Below are 16,975 nucleotides of genomic sequence, written 5' to 3'. Positions count from 1 at the left end.
GGGCGGCCGCCTGGGAAGCAGCGTTAAGAGCGGGCGCGGCGGATTGGCGCAGCTCAACGGGATTTAGCGAAACTTAGGCGGGCTTCTCGCGCAGAACCGCCAAGCGCTCGAGCCGGGGCGTCGCATAGTCGAGAAACGCGCGCACCAGCGGCGGCATGAATCGGCCGCCGACAGTCAGCAGTTGGACGGGCAGGGGCGAAGGCTCGAAACCGCGCAAAAGCCGGACCAGGCGGCCGTCCGCGATCTCGTCGGCGACCTGGTAGGAGAGCGCCCGGCCGATCCCCTGATCGGCCAGCACGGCGGCCAGGGCGGCCTCGACATTGTTCACCCGCAGGCGCGGGTCCAGCCGCACGGCGCGCGGCCGTCCGGCCGCCTCGAAACGCCATTCGGGCGAAGCCGAAATCACCGTGGTCAGGATAGTGTCGTGATCGACCAGATCGGCCGGCGCTTTTGGCTCTCCGCGCCGCGCCAGGTAGCCGGGTGTAGCCACGGTGACGCGGCGCACGCTCCCGACGCGTCGAGCCAGCAGACTGGAATCGGCCAGCGCGCCGATGCGCAGCGCCACATGCAGCTCCGACTCGATCAGGTCGAGGTTGCGATCGTGCAAGGCGACGTCGGCGCGGACGGCCGGATGCTCGGACAGGAAGGCGTTGACCACGGGCACCAGATGCCTGCCGCCGAACACGGTGGGACCGGTGACCCGCAGCAGGCCGCGCACGGCGCTGGGGGCCGAGGTCTCCAGCGCCGCCTCGTAATCGGCCAGCAGGCGCCGCGCGTGCTCCGCCAGTTCGCGCCCCGCCTCCGTGGGAGCCAGGCGCCGTGTGGTGCGCTCGATCAGCCGCGCGCCGGCCCGCTCCTCCAGCGCCGCCAGCGCGCGGGTCATGGCGGCCGGCGAGCGTCGCAACCGCCGTCCCGCCGCGGCCAAGCCGCCGGCGTCGATCACCGCCACCAGCAGGGAGAGCTCGTCGAGGCGGTCCATCAGTATTCCGGAAATTGCAAAAATCTCTTGTCGATTTGGCCAATTCATTTCGTGGAATGCAATGGCTAAATGCCGACCTCGAAACGGGAGGGAGATCTCCAATGGCCACCACCATCGTCCTGCACGGCACGAGCTTGTCCGGGCACACCCACCGCGTGGCCCTGCTGCTGAACGCCTTGGGTTTGTCCTACGCATTCGCCGACTCGCCGAAGGAGGTCCGGGGATCGCCGGCCTTCCTGGCGCGAAACCCGCTGGGCCAGATCCCGGTGCTGCAGGACGGCGACCTGACCCTGGCCGACAGCAACGCCATTCTCGTCTATCTGGCTAGCCGCTATGCTCCCGACGGCGACTGGCTGCCGCGGGAGCCTGTCGCGGCGGCCTCGGTGCAGCGCTGGCTGTCGATCGCCGCCGGCGAGGTGATGCATGGTCCGGCGGTTGCGCGGATGATCGCCCTGTTTGGCCTGCCCGACGACCCGATCCGGGCTGCCCGGATCGCCGCCCGGGTGCTGGCCTTCATGGACAGCCATCTGGCCGAGCGCGCCTTCCTGGCCGCCAAGCACATCACGATCGCGGACCTGGCCTGCTACAGCTACGTGGCCCACGCGCCGGATGGCGGGGTGTCGCTGGAGCCCTATCCGAACGTGCGGGTCTGGCTGGCGCGGATCGAGGCCCAGCCCTGGTTCCAGCCGATGCCCGACTTCGTACAAGCCGCCGTGGCCGCCTGAGATGGACGGGCCGTTCCATGCCGGTGAACTGGCCGCCCAGACGCGCGCCGGCGTGGGCGCGCCCGGCGCGGGCGGTATCCGCGCCCTCATGCCGGACCAGCATCGCGAGTTCTTTCCGCTGCTATCCTACCTGTTCATCGCGACGCGCGACGAGGACGGCTGGCCGGTGGCCACGGTGCTGACCGGCGAACCGGGCTTCATCTCCAGCCCCGATCCGACGACGCTCGTGGTCCAGGCCTCGCCGCGCGAGGGCGAGCCCGGTCACGCCCTGTTCCATGCTGGACGGCCGTTCGGCGCCCTGGGCCTGGACTTCGCGACCCGGCGGCGCAACCGAGCCAACGGCGTCATCGAAGCCAGCGACGGCCGAGGACTGCGGCTGCATGTGCTGCAGAGCTTCGGCAACTGCCCGCAGTACATCCAGACGCGCGCGGTCGAAGTCGCGCCGGCATCGACGGTTCCCGCCGAGGCGGTGACCATGGACGCGCCGGAGGTCCTGGCCCAGATCGCGTCGGCCGACACCTTCTTCGTCGCCACCGCTTCTGGCGCGGCGGGCGTCGAGAACGGCGGCGTCGACATCTCGCACCGGGGCGGATTGCCCGGCTTCGTCAAGGTCGAGGGCCGCGTGCTGACCGTGCCGGACTTTCGGGGCAACCGCTTCTTCAATACCTTGGGCAACCTGGTCGCCGACCCGCGCGCGGCGCTGCTGTTCGTCGATTTCGACACCGGCGACCTGCTGCACCTGCGCGGCCGGGTCGAAATCGATTGGGATCCGCCCGTCGGCAAGGCTTGGCCGGAGGGTGTCCAGCGCCAGTGGCGGTTCACGGTGGAAGAGGCTTGGCGGCGGCCGGCTGCGCTGCCGCTGCGCTGGACCTTCGGTGACTTCTCGCCAGTGACCCTGATGACCAGGGCGTGGAACGAAGCGGCCTGAAGGCGAGGTGACTTTTGTCATGCGGGCCCGGTGACGCCCGGCACTGATGACCCACGCGCCGCGCAGGCATGGTGGCTCCACAACGAGGGAGCTATCGATGTCAGCCGAGTTTTCGCAGCCGCCGGTCGCGGCGCTCCGCCAGGCGGTCAAGCGCCGAGGCGCGACCCTGGCGCTGAACGGCCTGGACCTGGTCATTCGCCCGGGGCAGTGCGTGGCCCTGTTGGGTCCCAACGGCGCCGGCAAGAGCACCAGCGTCGCCTTGCTGACCGGTCGCCTCCGTCCCGACGAGGGCGAGGCGCGCCTGTTCGACGGCGATCCGCGTGACGTCGCGGCCCGGGGCCGGATGGGCGTCATGTTGCAGGAGGCGGGCCTACCACGCACCCTGACCGTCCGTGAGCAGGTGGACCTGTTCCGCGGCTACTACCGCAAGCCCCGGCCGCTGGACGAGATCGTCCGCCTCGCGGGGCTTGAGGGGCTCGAGCGTCGCCGCTGCGGCGCGCTGTCCGGCGGCCAGCAGCGCCGCGTGCAGTTCGCCCTGGCCATCGCCGGTCGGCCGGACTTCCTGGTGCTGGACGAGCCGACCACGGGCATGGACATCGATGCCCGGCGCGGCCTCTGGACGGCCGTTCGGGCCGAGATCGCCCGAGGCGCGGCCGTGTTGCTGACCACCCACCACCTGGACGAAGCCGAGGCCCTGGCCGACCGCATCGTGGTCATCGATCACGGCCAGGTCATCGCCGACGGTTCGCCCGAGGCGATCAAGAGCCGTGTCTCGGCGGTGGCCGTCCGCTGCCGCACCCGCCTGTCCGACGCCGAGCTGGCCGGCCTGGCCCGCGTCACCGGCGTTAGCCGGGAGGGCGGCAGGATCACCCTGCTGACCACGTCCGCTCCCGCTACCCTGCGTGAGCTGTTGGCTCGCGACGAAACCGTTGACGACCTGACCGTGGCCGGAGCTTCGCTCGAGGACGCCGTCACCCGCCTGGTCCAGGCCAGCGCGCCCGCTCCCAAGAACGCCCAAAGCCAAGTCGAGGTCGCCTGAGATGCACACCCTGCTGGTCTATGTCCGTGAAGCCCGCGCCCAGATCGTCTCGACCTGGCACACCCCGCAGTTCCTGATCCCCAGCGTGGCGCTGCCGCTGCTGTTCTACGGGGTCATGGGCCTGGGTCTCAGCAAGGGGCGCGAGGAGATCGCCCACATGATGCTGGCCAACTACGTGATCTTCGCCGCCATCGCCCCGGCCATGTTCGGCTTCGGCGCCGCCGTCGCCGCCGAGCGCGAGGCCAAGCTGATCGAGCTGAAGCAGATCGCGCCGCTGCCCGCCGGCGGCTACCTGGCCGGCCGACTCGCGGCCGCCTTGGCCCTGGTCGCCTCGGCGATCGGATTGCTGGGCGTGCTGGCCTATTTCGGCGGCGTGGTGATGGTCCCGTGGCGCTGGGCCGCGACCCTGGGCCTGGGCCTGGCCTCCGCCGTGCCCTTCGCCCTGATCGGCCTGAACATCGGCCTGCGCCTGGGATCGCAAGGCGCGACCGCCGTCGCCAACCTGCTGTTCCTCGGTTTCTGCCTGTTCGGCGGACTGTGGATGCCGCTCAGCCTGATGCCGGGCTGGGTCGCCAAGATCGCCGAGGTCACGCCGTCCTACCACCTAGGACAGCTGTCGATGATGCTGTCGGGCATGGCGCCGATGGCCGACGTCCAGCGTCACGTCTCGGTGCTGGCGGCGATCAGCCTGGCGGCCATGATCGGCGCCTGGGCGGGTTGGCGGCGGCAGACGGCTTGACCGTGGCGAGCCTCGCGCGCGACATCGCCGCCATGGAGCAGGGGACCTCGACTCGCACCCAGGGTGAACCGAACGCCACACCGTTGGCGGACGGCGTGTTCCGGCGCCGCTGGAGCCTGGTGTTCCTCTCGTACCTGCCGTTCTATTTCATCTCATGGCTATTCCGGAAACCGGGGACGGTCGAGATCGCCGCTTCGGTAGCCGGCCTAGTCGCCTTCCTGCTGTTGTTCCGCGGAATCTGGACCCGCAAGGGCCAGCCAGCACCGTGGCAGGTGCTGGCGATCTTCGGCATCGGCGTGGCGCTGTCGTCGTTCAACACCGGCTGGAGCGTCTACACGATCTACGCCATGTCTTTCGCCGCCCGCCTGCCGTCACGGCGGATGGCGGTGCGGGTCATGATCGGGCTGGAGCTGGGCCTGCTGGCGCTGGGGCCCTTCGCCCTCACGTCGCGCACTTGGCCGATCTGGGCGTCGGGCGTGCTGTTCGGCGCCATCACGGGTTTCGCGGGTCTGATGCAGGCCGACATCGAGCGTAAGAACCAGGAGCTGGCCCTCGCTCACGAGGAGGTCCGGGCCCTGGCCACGACGGCCGAGCGCGAGCGGATCTCTCGCGACCTGCACGACCTGCTGGGCCACACCCTGACGCTGGTGGCCGTGAAGGCCGAGCTGGCCGCGCGCCTGGTCAGCCGCGACGCCGCCGCCGCCGAGCGCGAGATGCAGTCGGTCGCCACCGCCGCGCGCGAGGCTCTGGCCGAGGTCCGCACCGCCGTGGTCGGCATGAAGGGCGCCTCGCTGATTACCGAACTCGAGCGCGCCAAGACGGCGCTGGCGGCGGCCAATGTGACGGCCGAGGTCTCGAACGGTGCGACCGAAGTCTATCCGGGGCAGGAGGCCGTGCTGGCCATGGCCCTGCGCGAGGCCGTGACCAACGTCATCCGTCATTCCGGCGCGACGCGCTGCGAGATCCGGCTGGAATCCAGCGCTTCGGTCCTGACGCTCAGCATCGCCGACGATGGCAAGGGCGGGGAGCTGGTCGAAGGCTCCGGTCTCAAGGGCATGCGCGCGCGGTTGTCGGCGATCGGAGGCGGCTTGCACATCAAATCCGATCGTCGGGGCACGCGCCTCGTCGCCACCGCGCCGCTGGAAGGCGCGCTTGGGGAGGTCGCCTCGTGATCCGCGTCGTCATCGCCGAAGACCAGCAGATGGTGCTGGGGGCGCTCAGTGCGTTGCTGGAGCTGGAGGGCGACATCCAGGTGGTCGGCCGCGCGCCGGATGGCCAGAAGGCTCTCGACCTGGTGCAGTCTGAAAAGCCCGACGTGCTGATCTCCGATATCGAGATGCCGCATCTGACCGGCATCGACGTCGCCGCGCGGCTGAAGGCCGACGGCGTCGCGACCCGAGTGCTGATCGTCACCACGTTCGGCCGCCCCGGCTATCTGCGCCGCGCCATGGAGGCGGGCGTGAAGGGCTATCTGCTGAAAGATGGTCCCAGCAGCGTGCTGGCCGCCGCCGTCCGGACCATCGCCGCCGGCGGCCGGGCCATCGCGCCGGAGCTGTCCGAGACGATCTGGGACGCGGCGCCCGACCCGCTCACCGACCGCGAGCGCGAGATCCTGCGCCTGGCCGAGGAGGGGCGCTCGAACAAGGACATCGCCGAGGTGCTGGACCTCTCGCCCGGCACGGTCCGCAACTACCTGTCGGAAGCGGCCCAGAAGCTGGGCGCGGCCAACCGGGTCGAGGCTGGCCGCATCGCCCGCTCGAACGGCTGGCTTTAGGCCCGACCCCAGAGGCGCTCCCACTTCCAGCCAGTCAATTCCTCGACAATCGCCTTGGATTCCGCGCTCTCCGCATCGGTGGCACCGGCGCGCAGGCGCTCGACCTCGTGGATCAGGACTTCGTGCGTCCTGGCGTTGAGGCGGAAGCGCCAGGAGATGACCATGCCGGCCAGCATGACCAGGATCGGCCCGCCGACCATGACCAGCACCACGGCGCGCACGGCCTCGGGCGACTGGACCACGGCCACGCCGGGGTGACTCTTGTCGGCGGCGACGTAGCCGCCCATGCCGATCAACGAAGTGGTCAGGACGATCGCGCCGGACTGAGCGATCTTGCGCACGAAGGTCATCACCCCAGCGAAGATGCCTTCGCGGCGTTGGCCGGTCACAGCTTCATCGACGTCGGGCAGGTAGTTGTAGACGCTCCAGGGCACGAAGTTCAGCGTCCCTCGGCCCAGGCCGGCCAGGATGATCGGCACGAACAGCCAGAACAGCACCACCGGCGGCGCGGCGCCGCTGAAGATGTTGCCGCCCAGTCCCTTCAGGCCCGCGGCGAAGCTCGCCGGCTGGATCAGGTAGAAGGCCAGGAACAGCAGCAGGGCCGCGCAGACGAAGGTGATGGCCATGCGATAGGCGACCACCGGGCCGGTGCGGATCACGACATTGACCGCGATCATTACCGAGATCAGCTGGGCGACGTACATGGTCGTCATCAGCTGCGAGATGATCAGGGTGGCCCCCATCATCACCGTGGCCACGAACAGCGGGAAGGCGGTGTTGAAGATGTCCTGCGAGATATAGCCGCCCAGGTACAAAGACAGGTGCTGGCGGAAGGCCTTGATCCGCAGGGTCGAGAACAGGTCGCGGAACATGTTGACCGGGATCAGCGCGGCCTTGGTCCAATCCATCGGCTCGGGCTGGATCAGCTTTTCGGCTTCGGTATAGGGCCGCTCCCAGGTCAGCAGCACGACCAGCAGCACGACCAGGCTGAACAGGCCGCCGAAGATCGCGGCCATGATCAGGAAGGTGCCAGGCGAGTCCTTGCCGCCGAAGTGGCTGATGATCAGGGTCGGCAGGTACGAGGCCAGGATCGCCGAGCTCTGGGCGATCATCATCCGCGCGCCGGCGAACTTGGCCTTCTCCTCGTATTTCTTGGTCATTTCCGCCGCGAGGGTTTCCCACGGGATCAGGAACATCGTGTAGAGGAACTCGAAGAAGACGAAGGTCACCAAGTAATAGACGAACGTCTGGCCGGTGACGAAGATCAGGGCGAAGCAGGGCAGCAGCGGAATGGTCAGGATCAGGAAGATCTTGCGCCTACCGATCTTCCGGCCGACCCAAGTGTGGCGCAGATTGTCCGAGATGTAGCCGATCAGCGGACAGGTGATCGCTTCCAGCAGGCGCGGCAGGCCCAGGATCAGACCCGTCTCGACCGGTGACAGCCCGCAGAAGGTGATGAAGAAATAGGCCAGCCAGCCAGTGATCACGGCTTGCGCGCCGGCCCCCAGCATGTCGCCGGAACCCCAGCCCCAATAGGTGACCCAGGTGGGTTTGCGGATGTCCGGCGTGGCCATGTTCGTCTCGTTTCCCTTTGAGGAGGGGTCTTGGCGCCCCTTTTCCGGTTCGGCCGTCTAGCCGAACCGGTGATGCTGAGGTGGCGTTAGATGAAGGCGCGCTGGAACTCGCCCAGGGCCAGCATGGCTAGCGACTGGCCGTAGGGCATCGAGGTCAGGGGGATGTCCTTGTAGCCTTGGATCGTGTCGAACACCGGCGTGCCGAACGAGACCTGCTGCAGCTCGCCCTTGTCGTCGATATTGGCCAGCACGCCCTTGATCGCGCGGATGGCCACGGCCTCGTATTCCTTGCCGATATAGCGCTTGCGCACGGCCTTCAGGATTCCGTACGCGAACCCGGCCGTGGCCGAGGCTTCCAGGTACGAGGTCTTGTCGTTGATGATCGTGCGCCACAGGCCCGTGGCCTGGTCCTGGTATTCGGTCAGCGCCTTGATCTGGGCTTCCAGGGCGTCGAGCAGGAAGGCGCGCAGGCCATCGCCCGGCTTGAGGTCCAGGAGTTCGATGAACTCGGGGATGGCGATCGTCACCCAACAGTTTCCCCGCGCCCACAGGGCGTCGGCGAAGTTGTGGCGGCCCAGGAACGTCCAACCGTGGAACCACAGGCCGGTCTTGCGGTCGGCCAGGTACTTGATGTGCACCATGAACTGGCGCTTAGCCTCCTCGACGAAGTCGGGGCGATCGAGCAGCAGCCCGATCTTGGCCAGCGGCAGCACGCTCATCATCAGCGTGTCGTCCCACAGCTGCTGCGGGTTCTCGCTGTTGAAGACGATGTGCTGGAAGCCGCCTTCCTCGGTGCGCGGGCCCTCGTACATGACGTAGTCGGCCCAGGTCTCCAGATAGGGGACGTAGGTGTGGTCGCCGGTGGCCTCGTACAGATAGGCCAGGGTCAGGAACGGCGAGACGGTGTTGATGTTCTTGGTCGGAGTTCCGGCTTCGAAGCGGTCTGCGAACCACTGGGTCATGATGTCGAAGGCGCGCTCGTCGCCGTACATCTCGTACTGCTTCCACAAGCCGTAGAGGCCGACGCCATGGGTCCATTCCCAGTCGTTCCAGCCCTTGGTGTCGATCACCCGGCCGTCGTCGAGGCGCAGCAGGAACTCGCCGGTCTCGTCCTTGATGTCGACCAGGTTGCTGATCAGCAGGGCGATCTTGGCCTTGATGTCCTTGGCCTCGAGGCCGTGGGCGAGATTGGGCACGTTCGTCTCCAGTATCGGTCGTAGAGCGGCGAGGGAGCGCCGGGTCTTAGGGTTTGAAGTCGGGCGCGGGCACGCGGGCGACGGGGACGCCGCCGCGCACCGTGCGCAGGTTGACGAGCTTGACGGCTTCCAAGGCGTCGCCGGGGGCGCCGTCGCTGGTCACGGCCAGGGCGATGGTGTTCTTGCCATGCGGATCGACAATGCCATTGGGCAGCACGAAGGTCCGTTGCGGGCCGACATGGGCGATGAACTGGCCCATGTTCCAGCCATTGACGAAGATCAGCACCCGGTAGCGTTTGTTCGGCGAGCGCGGCTTGTCCGGATCGCCGATCGACAGACCCAGGGTCACGTCGTGATCCTTGGGCAGGGCCAGGTCGAAGCTGGTCCGGTACCAGGTCGTGCCGGCATAAGGTGTGGTCGCGGCCATGTCGGCCTTGACCCAGGACGCGTCCGGGAAGCCCGGCAGGTGCCAGCCCTCGCGCTCGCCGTACTGGCCGCCGTTGTTGGGGTTGCCACGCACCGAATCCTGGATGTCCTCGCCGCCCTTGTTGCCCTGGATCTTCCAGGCGATCGGTACGGCGAAGCTGTAGCTGCCAGGACCCGACAGCGATGCCGAGACCAGGCCGCGCGCCTCCTTGTGGAAGTCGTCGGCGTCCAGATCCCAGTTATGGCCGTTGTTGCGAACCATGACCGAGATCAAGTGCTCGCCGGTCCCGCGCAGGTCCTCGGGCAGCTTGAAGGTCGCGACGCCCGTGGTGATCGGGCGGGGCAGGCCGCCGTCCAGCTCGTGCTGGCCCAGGAAGCGGCCGTCCAGCCAGACCTGCAGCATCCCCGCGCCGCCGGCCCCGTAGTGCAGGGTCAGGGTGTCGATGTCGGCCTGGGCCTGGTAGCGACCACGATACCAAACGTCACCCTGGTGGAAGCCGTACGTGCTCATGTCCAAGGCCGGCTGACCCGTAGGACCGCGCACGGTCGAGCCGCTGCGGCGGCCCTCGGTCTTCAGCCAGGCGCTGTCGTCGAACTTCGGATCGGCCTCGGGCGTGCCGGGCGCGGTCCTCCAGTCGAGCTTGGCGATATCGGGCAAGGTGATCGCAGCGGGACCGGCCAACGCCTTGGCGGCCAGCAGGCTTCCAGAAGTGGTGGACTTCGCCGCGACCTTCGCGCCGTTCCAGCGGATCGATGTCACGGCCTTGGGCGCGAAGATCTCCAGCGGGCTTTCGACTTCGGTGTCGCCGGTCAGGGATACCACGCCGCCCTTGATCGCGTCGCTGCGGACGAGGCCGGGCCCCCGCACCAGAAGGTCGTCGCGCCGCCAGAAGGTCTGGCCGGTCTCAGCGTCGGCGAGCAGCAGGGTCAGGGGCGGGCGACCGCCGCCGGTGACCCGCACGCGGGCCAGGCCCTTATGGGCGTAGGTCAGCTTCAGATCGCCCTTGGCCGCATTGAAAGCAGAGGTGATGTCACCCTCGAGCACTTCGACCTTCGGCGCGCTAGCGTAGCGCAGCACCGTCTCGCCTGTTTCGCCGGCGCGGCCGTAGAGCAGGGCCAGGTCGCCGTCGTTCCACCTCAGGTGCGTCTGGATCTCGGACGTCGAATAGACCAGCCGCTGGCCGCCTAGGTCGTAGCTGGCCATCAGCATCTTGCCGTCCTGGCCCTTGATCCGCGACGGGACCACGTATTCGCCATCGCGGGTCTTCAGCTTGAAGGTGAAGGCCTCGTCGTCGGTGGCGCTGCTGGGGTTGTGGACGACCACATAGAGGTGGCTGCCGGTCTCGGCGTTGACGTTGTGATAGACGCGGACCTTGTCGTTGGACGGAACGACCGCCTCACCCTTGTCCATGCGGGTGATGTCGGGGACGGCGGCGATGAACTCGCCCATCTGCTTCATCACCCGGATCTTGTCGCGCAGCCCCCGGGCCTCGTCGATCGCAGAGCCGTAGTCGTATGAGCTGAACACCACCGGGGCCGGCAGCCAGCCCCAGCTGGTCCCGCCATAGGTCATGTAGAAGCTCTGCAGCGTGATGCCGTTGGCGATGTTGGTCGCGTAGAACACCCGCTGGTAGCCGACGCCGCGATGGATGGCCGTGCAGTCGTAGTCGCCGTTGCTGCCCCAATAGTCGAACCAGCCGCCGCCGAACTCGGCCAGGAAGCCGGGGGTGTTCGGGCTGGCCGAGGCCCCGCCCTTGGCGCCGCTGGCGCCATAGATCCCCCAGTCGGGCGCGACGCCGGGGCTGGCGGGCTTGGAATCGACGCGGCAGTTGCCGCCCGGATAGCCGTCGAAGGCGTAGAGGTCGTTGGGGCCTTCGACGGTCCCGGGCACGTTGGAGCCCTTCGGGACCCAGTAGCCGTTGCGGCCCTTGTCGTTGTGGAAGATCGGGACGGTGATGCCGTCGGCCTTGGCCTTGTCGGCCAGCCACCGCATGTAGCGCTGCTGCGGCGCACCGACGACGTCCAGCTCGTTCTCGATCTGGTGGGCGATCACCGTGCCCTGGCCGGTGGTCAGCTGGTGGCGGGCGATGACGGCGTTGATCTGAGTCAGCCACTCGTCGGCGGCCTGGATGTATTCCGGCGCGTCGGTGCGGGCGCGAGCCTGCTGATTGACCAGCCAGCCGGGGAAGCCGCCCCGGGTCAGCTCGGCGTTCACATAGGGGCCGGCGCGGGTGATGACGTAGAGGCCTTCTTCCTTGGCCATGGTCAGCACGCGGTCCATGTCGCGCACGCCGCTGAAGTCGTAGACCCCCTGCTTGGGCGAGTGGTAGCCCCAGTCGAAATAGATCGCGACCGTGTTGTAGCCGCTGGCCTTCATCTTCTGCAGGATGTCGCGCCACAAATCGGGACTGGGCACGCGGAAGGGGTGGAACTCGCCGCCCCACGAAAAGACCCGCTGGCCGTCGACCTTCAGCGAATACTTGTCCCAGGTGATCTTGTGGGCTTCCGCGGGCTTGGCCGAGACGGCCTGGTCGCCGCCTTCTTTCAGCACCGTGAAGTGGCGCACCGTGCCGGAAAGCTCAGGTAATTCAGCCTTTTTCGTCCAGGTCCTGAAGCCGTCCTTGCTGTCCGAGAACCAGTAGCGCTTGGCCGAGTACTCGTCGAAATAGATCCGCCAGCCGCCGTCCGTCGTTCGGACCATGGCCGGGCCTTCGACGCCCCGGCCCCAGCCGGCCCAATCGCCGGTTCCCTTCGGGGCCCAAGGTCCGTCCAGCGACGGCGCGGTCCACAGTTCGATGAACTTGGTCGTCTCGTTCTTGGCGAAGGCTTGGTAGAGCCCGTCCTGGCGCACCACGAACGTGTCGATGAAGTTGGGTCCGAGACCGGACAGCGGCTTCGGCGCGGTCCAGCTCGCCAGCGAGGCGTCGCTCGCGGTGATGCGGTAGGGCTGGAACTGGCCGGCGATGCCGGTGGTCGAGACCGACAGGACAAGGTTGATCGAGCCGTCCTGGTCGACGAACCACTCCGGCGCCCAGCTGTTGGTGGCGCCGGGAACGTCGATCTTCACGTCGCGCAGGAAGGTCCAGTCGACCAGATTCTGGCTGCGGGCCAGGCCGACCGTGTCGCCGGTCCAGCCGGTGGTGTAGGCGACATAGTACCAGCCGTCGGTGTGCTTCATCACGCTGGGATCGCGGATGAGCCCCTGGGGCGGGGTATAGGCCAATGGCTTCTTCAGCGTGAAGCGCGTCCCGTCGGCCGAGTCGTACACGCTCATGTTCGACTGGCTGGCGTTGGTGAACGCCGTCATCGTGTAGCGGACGGGTTCGGCTACAGCCGTCGTCGCCAGCAAAGCGGCCGCCAAGCCAAGAAGGAGGGGAGAACGCACGTTCAGCCCTCGAAGTAGAAGACGGGCTTCAGCGGCCACTCGACCGGCTTGTTGTCCGGATGGACCTCCATCAGGTCGGCCATGTAGTCCCACCAGCGCTTCATCACCGGCTGCAGCGGCAGGGCGTCCTTGTTGTGATCGGGACGCAGGCGCAGCACGGCGAAGAGGCTCATGGTCTCCTCGTCCAGGAAGATCGAATAGTCGTGAATCCCCGCGTTGCGCAGGGCTTCGGCCAGGTCGGGCCAGAGTTCGTCGTGGCGGCGCTCGTACTCGGCGGCGACACCCGGCTTCAGCTGCATGCGGAAGGCGAGGGGGCGGCTTTCCGTCGGCGTGCTCCCCATCTGGGTGCTCATCGTCTTCCTCCCGTTTTTCTTGTTGTCGGCGTTGTTCTGTCAGTGGGGCAGTCGGTAGATCCGCCGGGCGGTCCCGGCGAACAGCGCCTCGCGCTCGTCGTGGCTGAAGCCGGCCGTGATCGCGTCGTAGGCGGCGTAGAAGGCCCCGAAGCTGCCGTGGATCTTCTCGACCGGGAAATTGCTGGCGAACATGCAGCGCTCGATCCCAAAGGTCTCGATCACCTGCAGCACGAAGGGCTTCAGGCTGGCGGTGGTCCAGGAGCGATCGACCATGGCCAGGCCCGAGATCTTGCAGCTGACGTTCGGGCGTTGGGCCAGGGCAGCCAGGCCCTCGCGCCAGGCCGCCAAGCCGGTCTCGTCGCGGTCGGTCGGCATGCCGGCGTGGTTGACGATCAGCGGGATATTCGGGTGCGCGTCGGCCAGTTCGGCGGCCACCGCCATTTGCGACGCGTAGAGCTGCAGGTCGAACGACAGCCCGTACTTGGCCAACAGGGCAAACCCCTTGCGCCATTGGGCGTCCAGCAGCTTGTCGGTCGGACCGTAGGTCTTGGCCGGATCGGCGTGCCAGTTGACGATCTGACGGATTCCCCGGACGGCCCCATGGCTGGCGTGGGCGGCCAGCATCGGCTCGACGTTCGGGTCGTCCAGATTGGCCCCGGCGACAATGCCGCCGATTACGCCGCGCTGGTCGGCGATCCCCTGCAGCCAATCGGTCTCGGACAGCTGATCCTTGGGCGGCAGGCCGCATTCGACGTGGACGACCTGGACGACGTTCCAGCCCTTGGCGTCGGCCAGATAGTCGTCCAGCCCATAGGACTTGTAGGCGATCGAGGATATGTCGCCGGCCGGGTTGTTCGGCAGCGGCGTGTCCTGGAGCCAGGCATAGTAGTGCCGATCGAGGTCCCACAGGTGCATGTGGGGATCGACGATGGGGCCCGTATACGCCATGGCTCCCTCCTAGAACGTGGTCCGGCCGCCGGAGGTGTCGAAGGTGGCGGCGGTGGTGAAGCTGCATTCCTCCGAGGCCATGAAGCAGACCATGGCCGCGCTCTCGTGAACTTCGCCCAGGCGACCCATCGGGATCTTGCCGCGCATGTAGTCGACCTGGCTCTTGGGTAGTTGCTCCAGGATCGGGCTCTCGAAGGTGGCCGGGGTGATGCTGTTGGCGATCACGCCCTTCGTGGCCAATTCCTTGCCCAGCGACTTGGTCAGGCCGATCACCGCCGCTTTCGACGCCGAATAGGCGCTGGCGTTCGGATTGCCTTCCTTGCCGGCCACCGAGGCGACATTGACGATCCGGCCGTAGCCGTTGGTCAGCATGAAGGGAACGACCGACTTGCAGCAGTAGAAGACGCCGTGGACGTTGATGTCGATCACGCGCTTCCAGCTCTCGGTCGGATATTCGTGCACCGGCGCGGTCGCGCCGGTGATGCCGGCCGAGGCGACCAGGATGTCGATGCGACCGAGGGCGTCGTTGGACGCCTTGGCCGCCGCGGCGACGGCGGCTTCATCGGAGACGTCAAGGGCGACGACGTGGGCCGCGCCCACATCGGCGGCGGCCTCTTTCAGGCCGTCGGCGTCCAGGTCCCACAGCGAGACTTGGCCGCCCTCGGCCACGATGCGGGCGGCGACCGCGCGGCCCAGGCCCGAGGCCCCGCCGGTGATCACCGCGGCGCGGCCTGCAAAACGATTAGCGTAGGGAGTGCTCACGCGACGCCTTCCTTGGTCCAGGCCACCACGATCTGGCGCTGCTCGCCCAGCTTCTCGATGCCAAGGCGGATCTCGTCGCCGGCCTTCAGGTAAACGGGCTGCGGCTTCTGGCCCATGCCGACGCCGGGCGGGGTGCCGGTGGTGATCAGGTCGCCCGGCTCCAGCGTCATGAACTCGCTGATGTACGAGACCAGCTTGCTGATCGGGAAGATCATGGTCTTGGACGAGCCGTCCTGCTTGCGCTGGCCGTTGACGTCCAGCCACATGCCGAGATTCTGCGGGTCGCCGACCTCGTCCGAGGTGACCATCCACGGGCCGACCGGGCCGAAGGTGTCGCAACCCTTGCCCTTGTCCCAGGTGCCGCCGCGCTCGATCTGGAAGGCGCGTTCGGAGACGTCGTTGATCAGGACGTAGCCGGCCACGTACTCCAGAGCCTCGGCTTCGGAGACGTAGCGGGCGCGCGATCCGATCACCACGCCCAGCTCGACCTCCCAGTCGGTCTTCAGCGAGTCCTTGGGGATCATGACCGGATCATTCGGCCCGGTCAGGCAGCTGACGGCCTTGGTGAACAGCACGGGCTCTTCCGGGATCGGCAGGTTCGATTCGGCGGCGTGGTCGGCGAAGTTCAGGCCCACGGCGATGAACTTGCTGACGCCGTTCACCGGCACGCCGTAGCGAGGCGAACCCTCGACCACGGGCAGGGTGGCGGGATCGATGGCGGCGAGGGCCTTGAGGCTGGCGGGCGAGAGCTGGGCGCCCGTGATGTCGGCCACGTGGCCGGACAGATCGCGGATCTTGCCCTCGGCGTCGAGGAGGCCGGGCTTCTCGGAGCCCTTGGGGCCGTAGCGGAGCAGTTTCATCAGTGTTTCGCCTTCAGGGAGGTCAGCGGGCGTAAGGCCGGTGCAGACCGACCTCGCGATTGAGTTCGACGCCGAAGCCCGGCGCATCGGAGAGCTTGAGCTTGCCGTTCACGGGCACGGGTTCGCCGATCAGCTGCGGGTGGAACATCGGCACCACCTCATCGGCCTTCGGGGCCATCATCAGGAACTCGGCGAACGGGCTGTTATGGCGCGTGATCACGAAGTGATAGCTGTAGACGCTCGATCCGTGCGGGATGCACAGCACGCCGCGGCTGTCGGCCAGGTTCGAGATCTTGATGATCTCGGTCATGCCGCCGCACCAGCCCACGTCGGGCTGGATGATGTCGCAGCATTCCATCTCCAGCAGCATGCGGAAGCCCCAGCGGGTGGCCTCGTGCTCGCCGGTGGTGACCAGCATGCCCTTGGGAGCGCTCTTCTTCAGGTCGCGATAGCCCCAATAGTCGTCGGGGCTGAGCGCTTCCTCGATCCATTTGAGGCCATACTCGTGGGCCTTGTGGGCCAGCTTGGTGGCGTAGTTGAGGTCCAGCGCCATCCAGCAATCGAACATCAGCCAGAAGTCCTCGCCGCAGCGCTCGCGCATGGTGGCGAGCTCCTCGAGGTTCTTGCGCAGGCCTTCCTCGCCCTCGGCCGGGCCGTGGTGCAGAGGCATCTTGCCGCCGATGAAGCCCATCTTCTTGGCCAGGTCGGGCCGCGCTCCGGTGGCGTAGAAGGTCAGCTCGTCGCGAACCTTGCCGCCCAGCAGGTGATAGACCGGTTCCTGGCGCAGCTTGCCGAGCAGGTCCCACAGGGCGAGGTCGACGCCGGACAGGGCGTTCACGACCAGGCCCTTGCGACCATAATATTGGGTGGAGAAGTACATCTGGTCCCAGATCTTCTCGACCTCGGCCGGATCGCGGCCTTCCAGGAAGCGGGCCAGGTGCTTCTCGACGATATAGGCGGCCGGTTCGCCGCCGGTGGTCACCGCGAAGCCGATCGTGCCGTCGGCGGCCTCGATCTCGACCACCAGTGTGCCCAGTACGTTGATGCCGAAGCTCTGGCGGCTCTGGCGATACTCCGGATAGCGCGACATCGGCGTGGCGATGTGGTCGTCGATCCAGTGGCCTTCGCCCTGGTCGTGATAGTCGGCGCCGCCGCCGCGAACCACGAACGCGCGTACGTGCTTGATGACCGGAAACGCCATGGACGACGAGGCTCCAACCTTTGGGCCCGTCCGCGACGACGCCCGAGACAAGGAAGGCGCGCCTCCGGAACCCCTCCGGCAAGCCC

At 67.6% G+C, this 16,975-nt stretch carries 15 protein-coding genes; 6 read left to right on the top strand and 9 right to left on the bottom strand.

What is annotated here, in order from left to right; genetic code table 11:
* Positions 1-73: 73 nt before the first annotated feature.
* On the bottom strand, positions 74-979 hold the full coding sequence (locus ASC70_RS17990; RefSeq protein WP_056052620.1) for a LysR family transcriptional regulator: 906 nt from the start codon (positions 977-979) through the stop codon (positions 74-76).
* A 101-nt stretch (positions 980-1,080) separates the two neighbouring features.
* Between ASC70_RS17990 and ASC70_RS17985 the strand changes: the two genes are divergently transcribed.
* The 6 genes from ASC70_RS17985 to ASC70_RS17960 are packed head-to-tail and all read left to right on the top strand — an operon-like array spanning position 1,081 to position 6,184.
* Positions 1,081-1,704: a glutathione S-transferase gene (locus ASC70_RS17985; RefSeq protein WP_056052617.1), complete on the top strand. Its 624-nt coding sequence runs from the start codon at positions 1,081-1,083 to the stop codon at positions 1,702-1,704.
* Position 1,705: 1 nt separating this feature from the next.
* Positions 1,706-2,632 (top strand): pyridoxamine 5'-phosphate oxidase family protein, encoded by a 927-nt coding sequence (locus ASC70_RS17980; RefSeq protein ID WP_056052614.1) that lies wholly within the window; start codon positions 1,706-1,708, stop codon positions 2,630-2,632.
* Positions 2,633-2,678: 46 nt separating this feature from the next.
* Positions 2,679-3,671: an ABC transporter ATP-binding protein gene (locus tag ASC70_RS17975; protein WP_056052612.1), complete on the top strand. Its 993-nt coding sequence runs from the start codon at positions 2,679-2,681 to the stop codon at positions 3,669-3,671.
* A 1-nt stretch (position 3,672) separates the two neighbouring features.
* Entirely contained in the window at positions 3,673-4,410 is a 738-nt protein-coding gene (locus ASC70_RS17970) for an ABC transporter permease (RefSeq protein WP_056052610.1), read from the top strand.
* A gap of 2 nt (positions 4,411-4,412) precedes the next feature.
* Positions 4,413-5,582 carry a sensor histidine kinase gene (locus ASC70_RS17965; RefSeq protein ID WP_056052901.1) on the top strand — a complete coding sequence of 390 codons (1,170 nt, stop codon included), beginning with the start codon at positions 4,413-4,415 and terminating at the stop codon, positions 5,580-5,582.
* Complete coding sequence (locus ASC70_RS17960) at positions 5,579-6,184, top strand: response regulator transcription factor (RefSeq protein ID WP_056052607.1); 606 nt, start codon at positions 5,579-5,581, stop codon at positions 6,182-6,184. The genes ASC70_RS17965 and ASC70_RS17960 overlap by 4 nt, the downstream gene beginning before the upstream one ends.
* On the opposite strand, the gene ASC70_RS17955 is transcribed toward ASC70_RS17960, so the two are convergent.
* The 8 genes from ASC70_RS17955 to rhmD all read right to left on the bottom strand — a co-directional run bounded on the left by ASC70_RS17955 (position 6,181) and on the right by rhmD (position 16,889).
* Positions 6,181-7,758: an MFS transporter gene (locus ASC70_RS17955; RefSeq protein WP_056052604.1), complete on the bottom strand. Its 1,578-nt coding sequence runs from the start codon at positions 7,756-7,758 to the stop codon at positions 6,181-6,183. The genes ASC70_RS17960 and ASC70_RS17955 overlap by 4 nt on opposite strands.
* 86 nt (positions 7,759-7,844) lie before the next feature.
* Entirely contained in the window at positions 7,845-8,954 is a 1,110-nt protein-coding gene (locus ASC70_RS17950) for a glycoside hydrolase family 105 protein (RefSeq protein WP_056052600.1), read from the bottom strand.
* Positions 8,955-9,000: 46 nt separating this feature from the next.
* A complete protein-coding gene (locus tag ASC70_RS17945) occupies positions 9,001-12,765 on the bottom strand; it encodes a beta-galactosidase (protein WP_156396248.1) in 3,765 nt (1,254 codons plus the stop codon).
* A gap of 2 nt (positions 12,766-12,767) precedes the next feature.
* Positions 12,768-13,118: an L-rhamnose mutarotase gene (gene rhaM, locus ASC70_RS17940; protein WP_235519443.1), complete on the bottom strand. Its 351-nt coding sequence runs from the start codon at positions 13,116-13,118 to the stop codon at positions 12,768-12,770.
* Positions 13,119-13,157: 39 nt separating this feature from the next.
* Positions 13,158-14,066, bottom strand: coding sequence for an amidohydrolase (locus ASC70_RS17935; protein WP_056052597.1), 909 nt, complete (start codon positions 14,064-14,066; stop codon positions 13,158-13,160).
* Between the two features lie 9 nt (positions 14,067-14,075).
* Complete coding sequence (locus ASC70_RS17930; protein ID WP_047413281.1) at positions 14,076-14,828, bottom strand: SDR family NAD(P)-dependent oxidoreductase; 753 nt, start codon at positions 14,826-14,828, stop codon at positions 14,076-14,078.
* A complete protein-coding gene (locus ASC70_RS17925) occupies positions 14,825-15,688 on the bottom strand; it encodes a fumarylacetoacetate hydrolase family protein (protein WP_056052593.1) in 864 nt (287 codons plus the stop codon). The genes ASC70_RS17930 and ASC70_RS17925 overlap by 4 nt, the downstream gene beginning before the upstream one ends.
* A 22-nt stretch (positions 15,689-15,710) precedes the next feature.
* The gene (gene rhmD / locus ASC70_RS17920) at positions 15,711-16,889 is read right to left on the bottom strand and encodes an L-rhamnonate dehydratase (RefSeq protein ID WP_056052590.1); all 1,179 of its coding nucleotides are present in this window, start codon (positions 16,887-16,889) and stop codon (positions 15,711-15,713) included.
* Positions 16,890-16,975 lie beyond the last annotated feature (86 nt).

It is taken from the genome of Caulobacter sp. Root343, from assembly GCF_001425745.1.
Lineage (GTDB): Bacteria > Pseudomonadota > Alphaproteobacteria > Caulobacterales > Caulobacteraceae > Caulobacter.
This window is presented reverse-complemented; position numbering and strand designations above follow the sequence as displayed.

What these genes read in the sequence shown, in the direction of transcription:
- ASC70_RS17990 (WP_056052620.1), bottom strand. Translation starts at nt 979, where the DNA reads ATGGACCGCCTCGACGAGCTCTCCCTGCTGGTGGCGGTGATCGACGCC.
- ASC70_RS17985 (WP_056052617.1), top strand. Translation starts at nt 1,081, where the DNA reads ATGGCCACCACCATCGTCCTGCACGGCACGAGCTTGTCCGGGCACACC.
- ASC70_RS17980 (WP_056052614.1), top strand. Translation starts at nt 1,706, where the DNA reads ATGGACGGGCCGTTCCATGCCGGTGAACTGGCCGCCCAGACGCGCGCC.
- ASC70_RS17975 (WP_056052612.1), top strand. Translation starts at nt 2,679, where the DNA reads ATGACCCACGCGCCGCGCAGGCATGGTGGCTCCACAACGAGGGAGCTA.
- ASC70_RS17970 (WP_056052610.1), top strand. Translation starts at nt 3,673, where the DNA reads ATGCACACCCTGCTGGTCTATGTCCGTGAAGCCCGCGCCCAGATCGTC.
- ASC70_RS17955 (WP_056052604.1), bottom strand. Translation starts at nt 7,758, where the DNA reads ATGGCCACGCCGGACATCCGCAAACCCACCTGGGTCACCTATTGGGGC.
- rhaM (WP_235519443.1), bottom strand. Translation starts at nt 13,118, where the DNA reads ATGAGCACCCAGATGGGGAGCACGCCGACGGAAAGCCGCCCCCTCGCC.
- ASC70_RS17935 (WP_056052597.1), bottom strand. Translation starts at nt 14,066, where the DNA reads ATGGCGTATACGGGCCCCATCGTCGATCCCCACATGCACCTGTGGGAC.
- ASC70_RS17925 (WP_056052593.1), bottom strand. Translation starts at nt 15,688, where the DNA reads ATGAAACTGCTCCGCTACGGCCCCAAGGGCTCCGAGAAGCCCGGCCTC.
- rhmD (WP_056052590.1), bottom strand. Translation starts at nt 16,889, where the DNA reads ATGGCGTTTCCGGTCATCAAGCACGTACGCGCGTTCGTGGTTCGCGGC.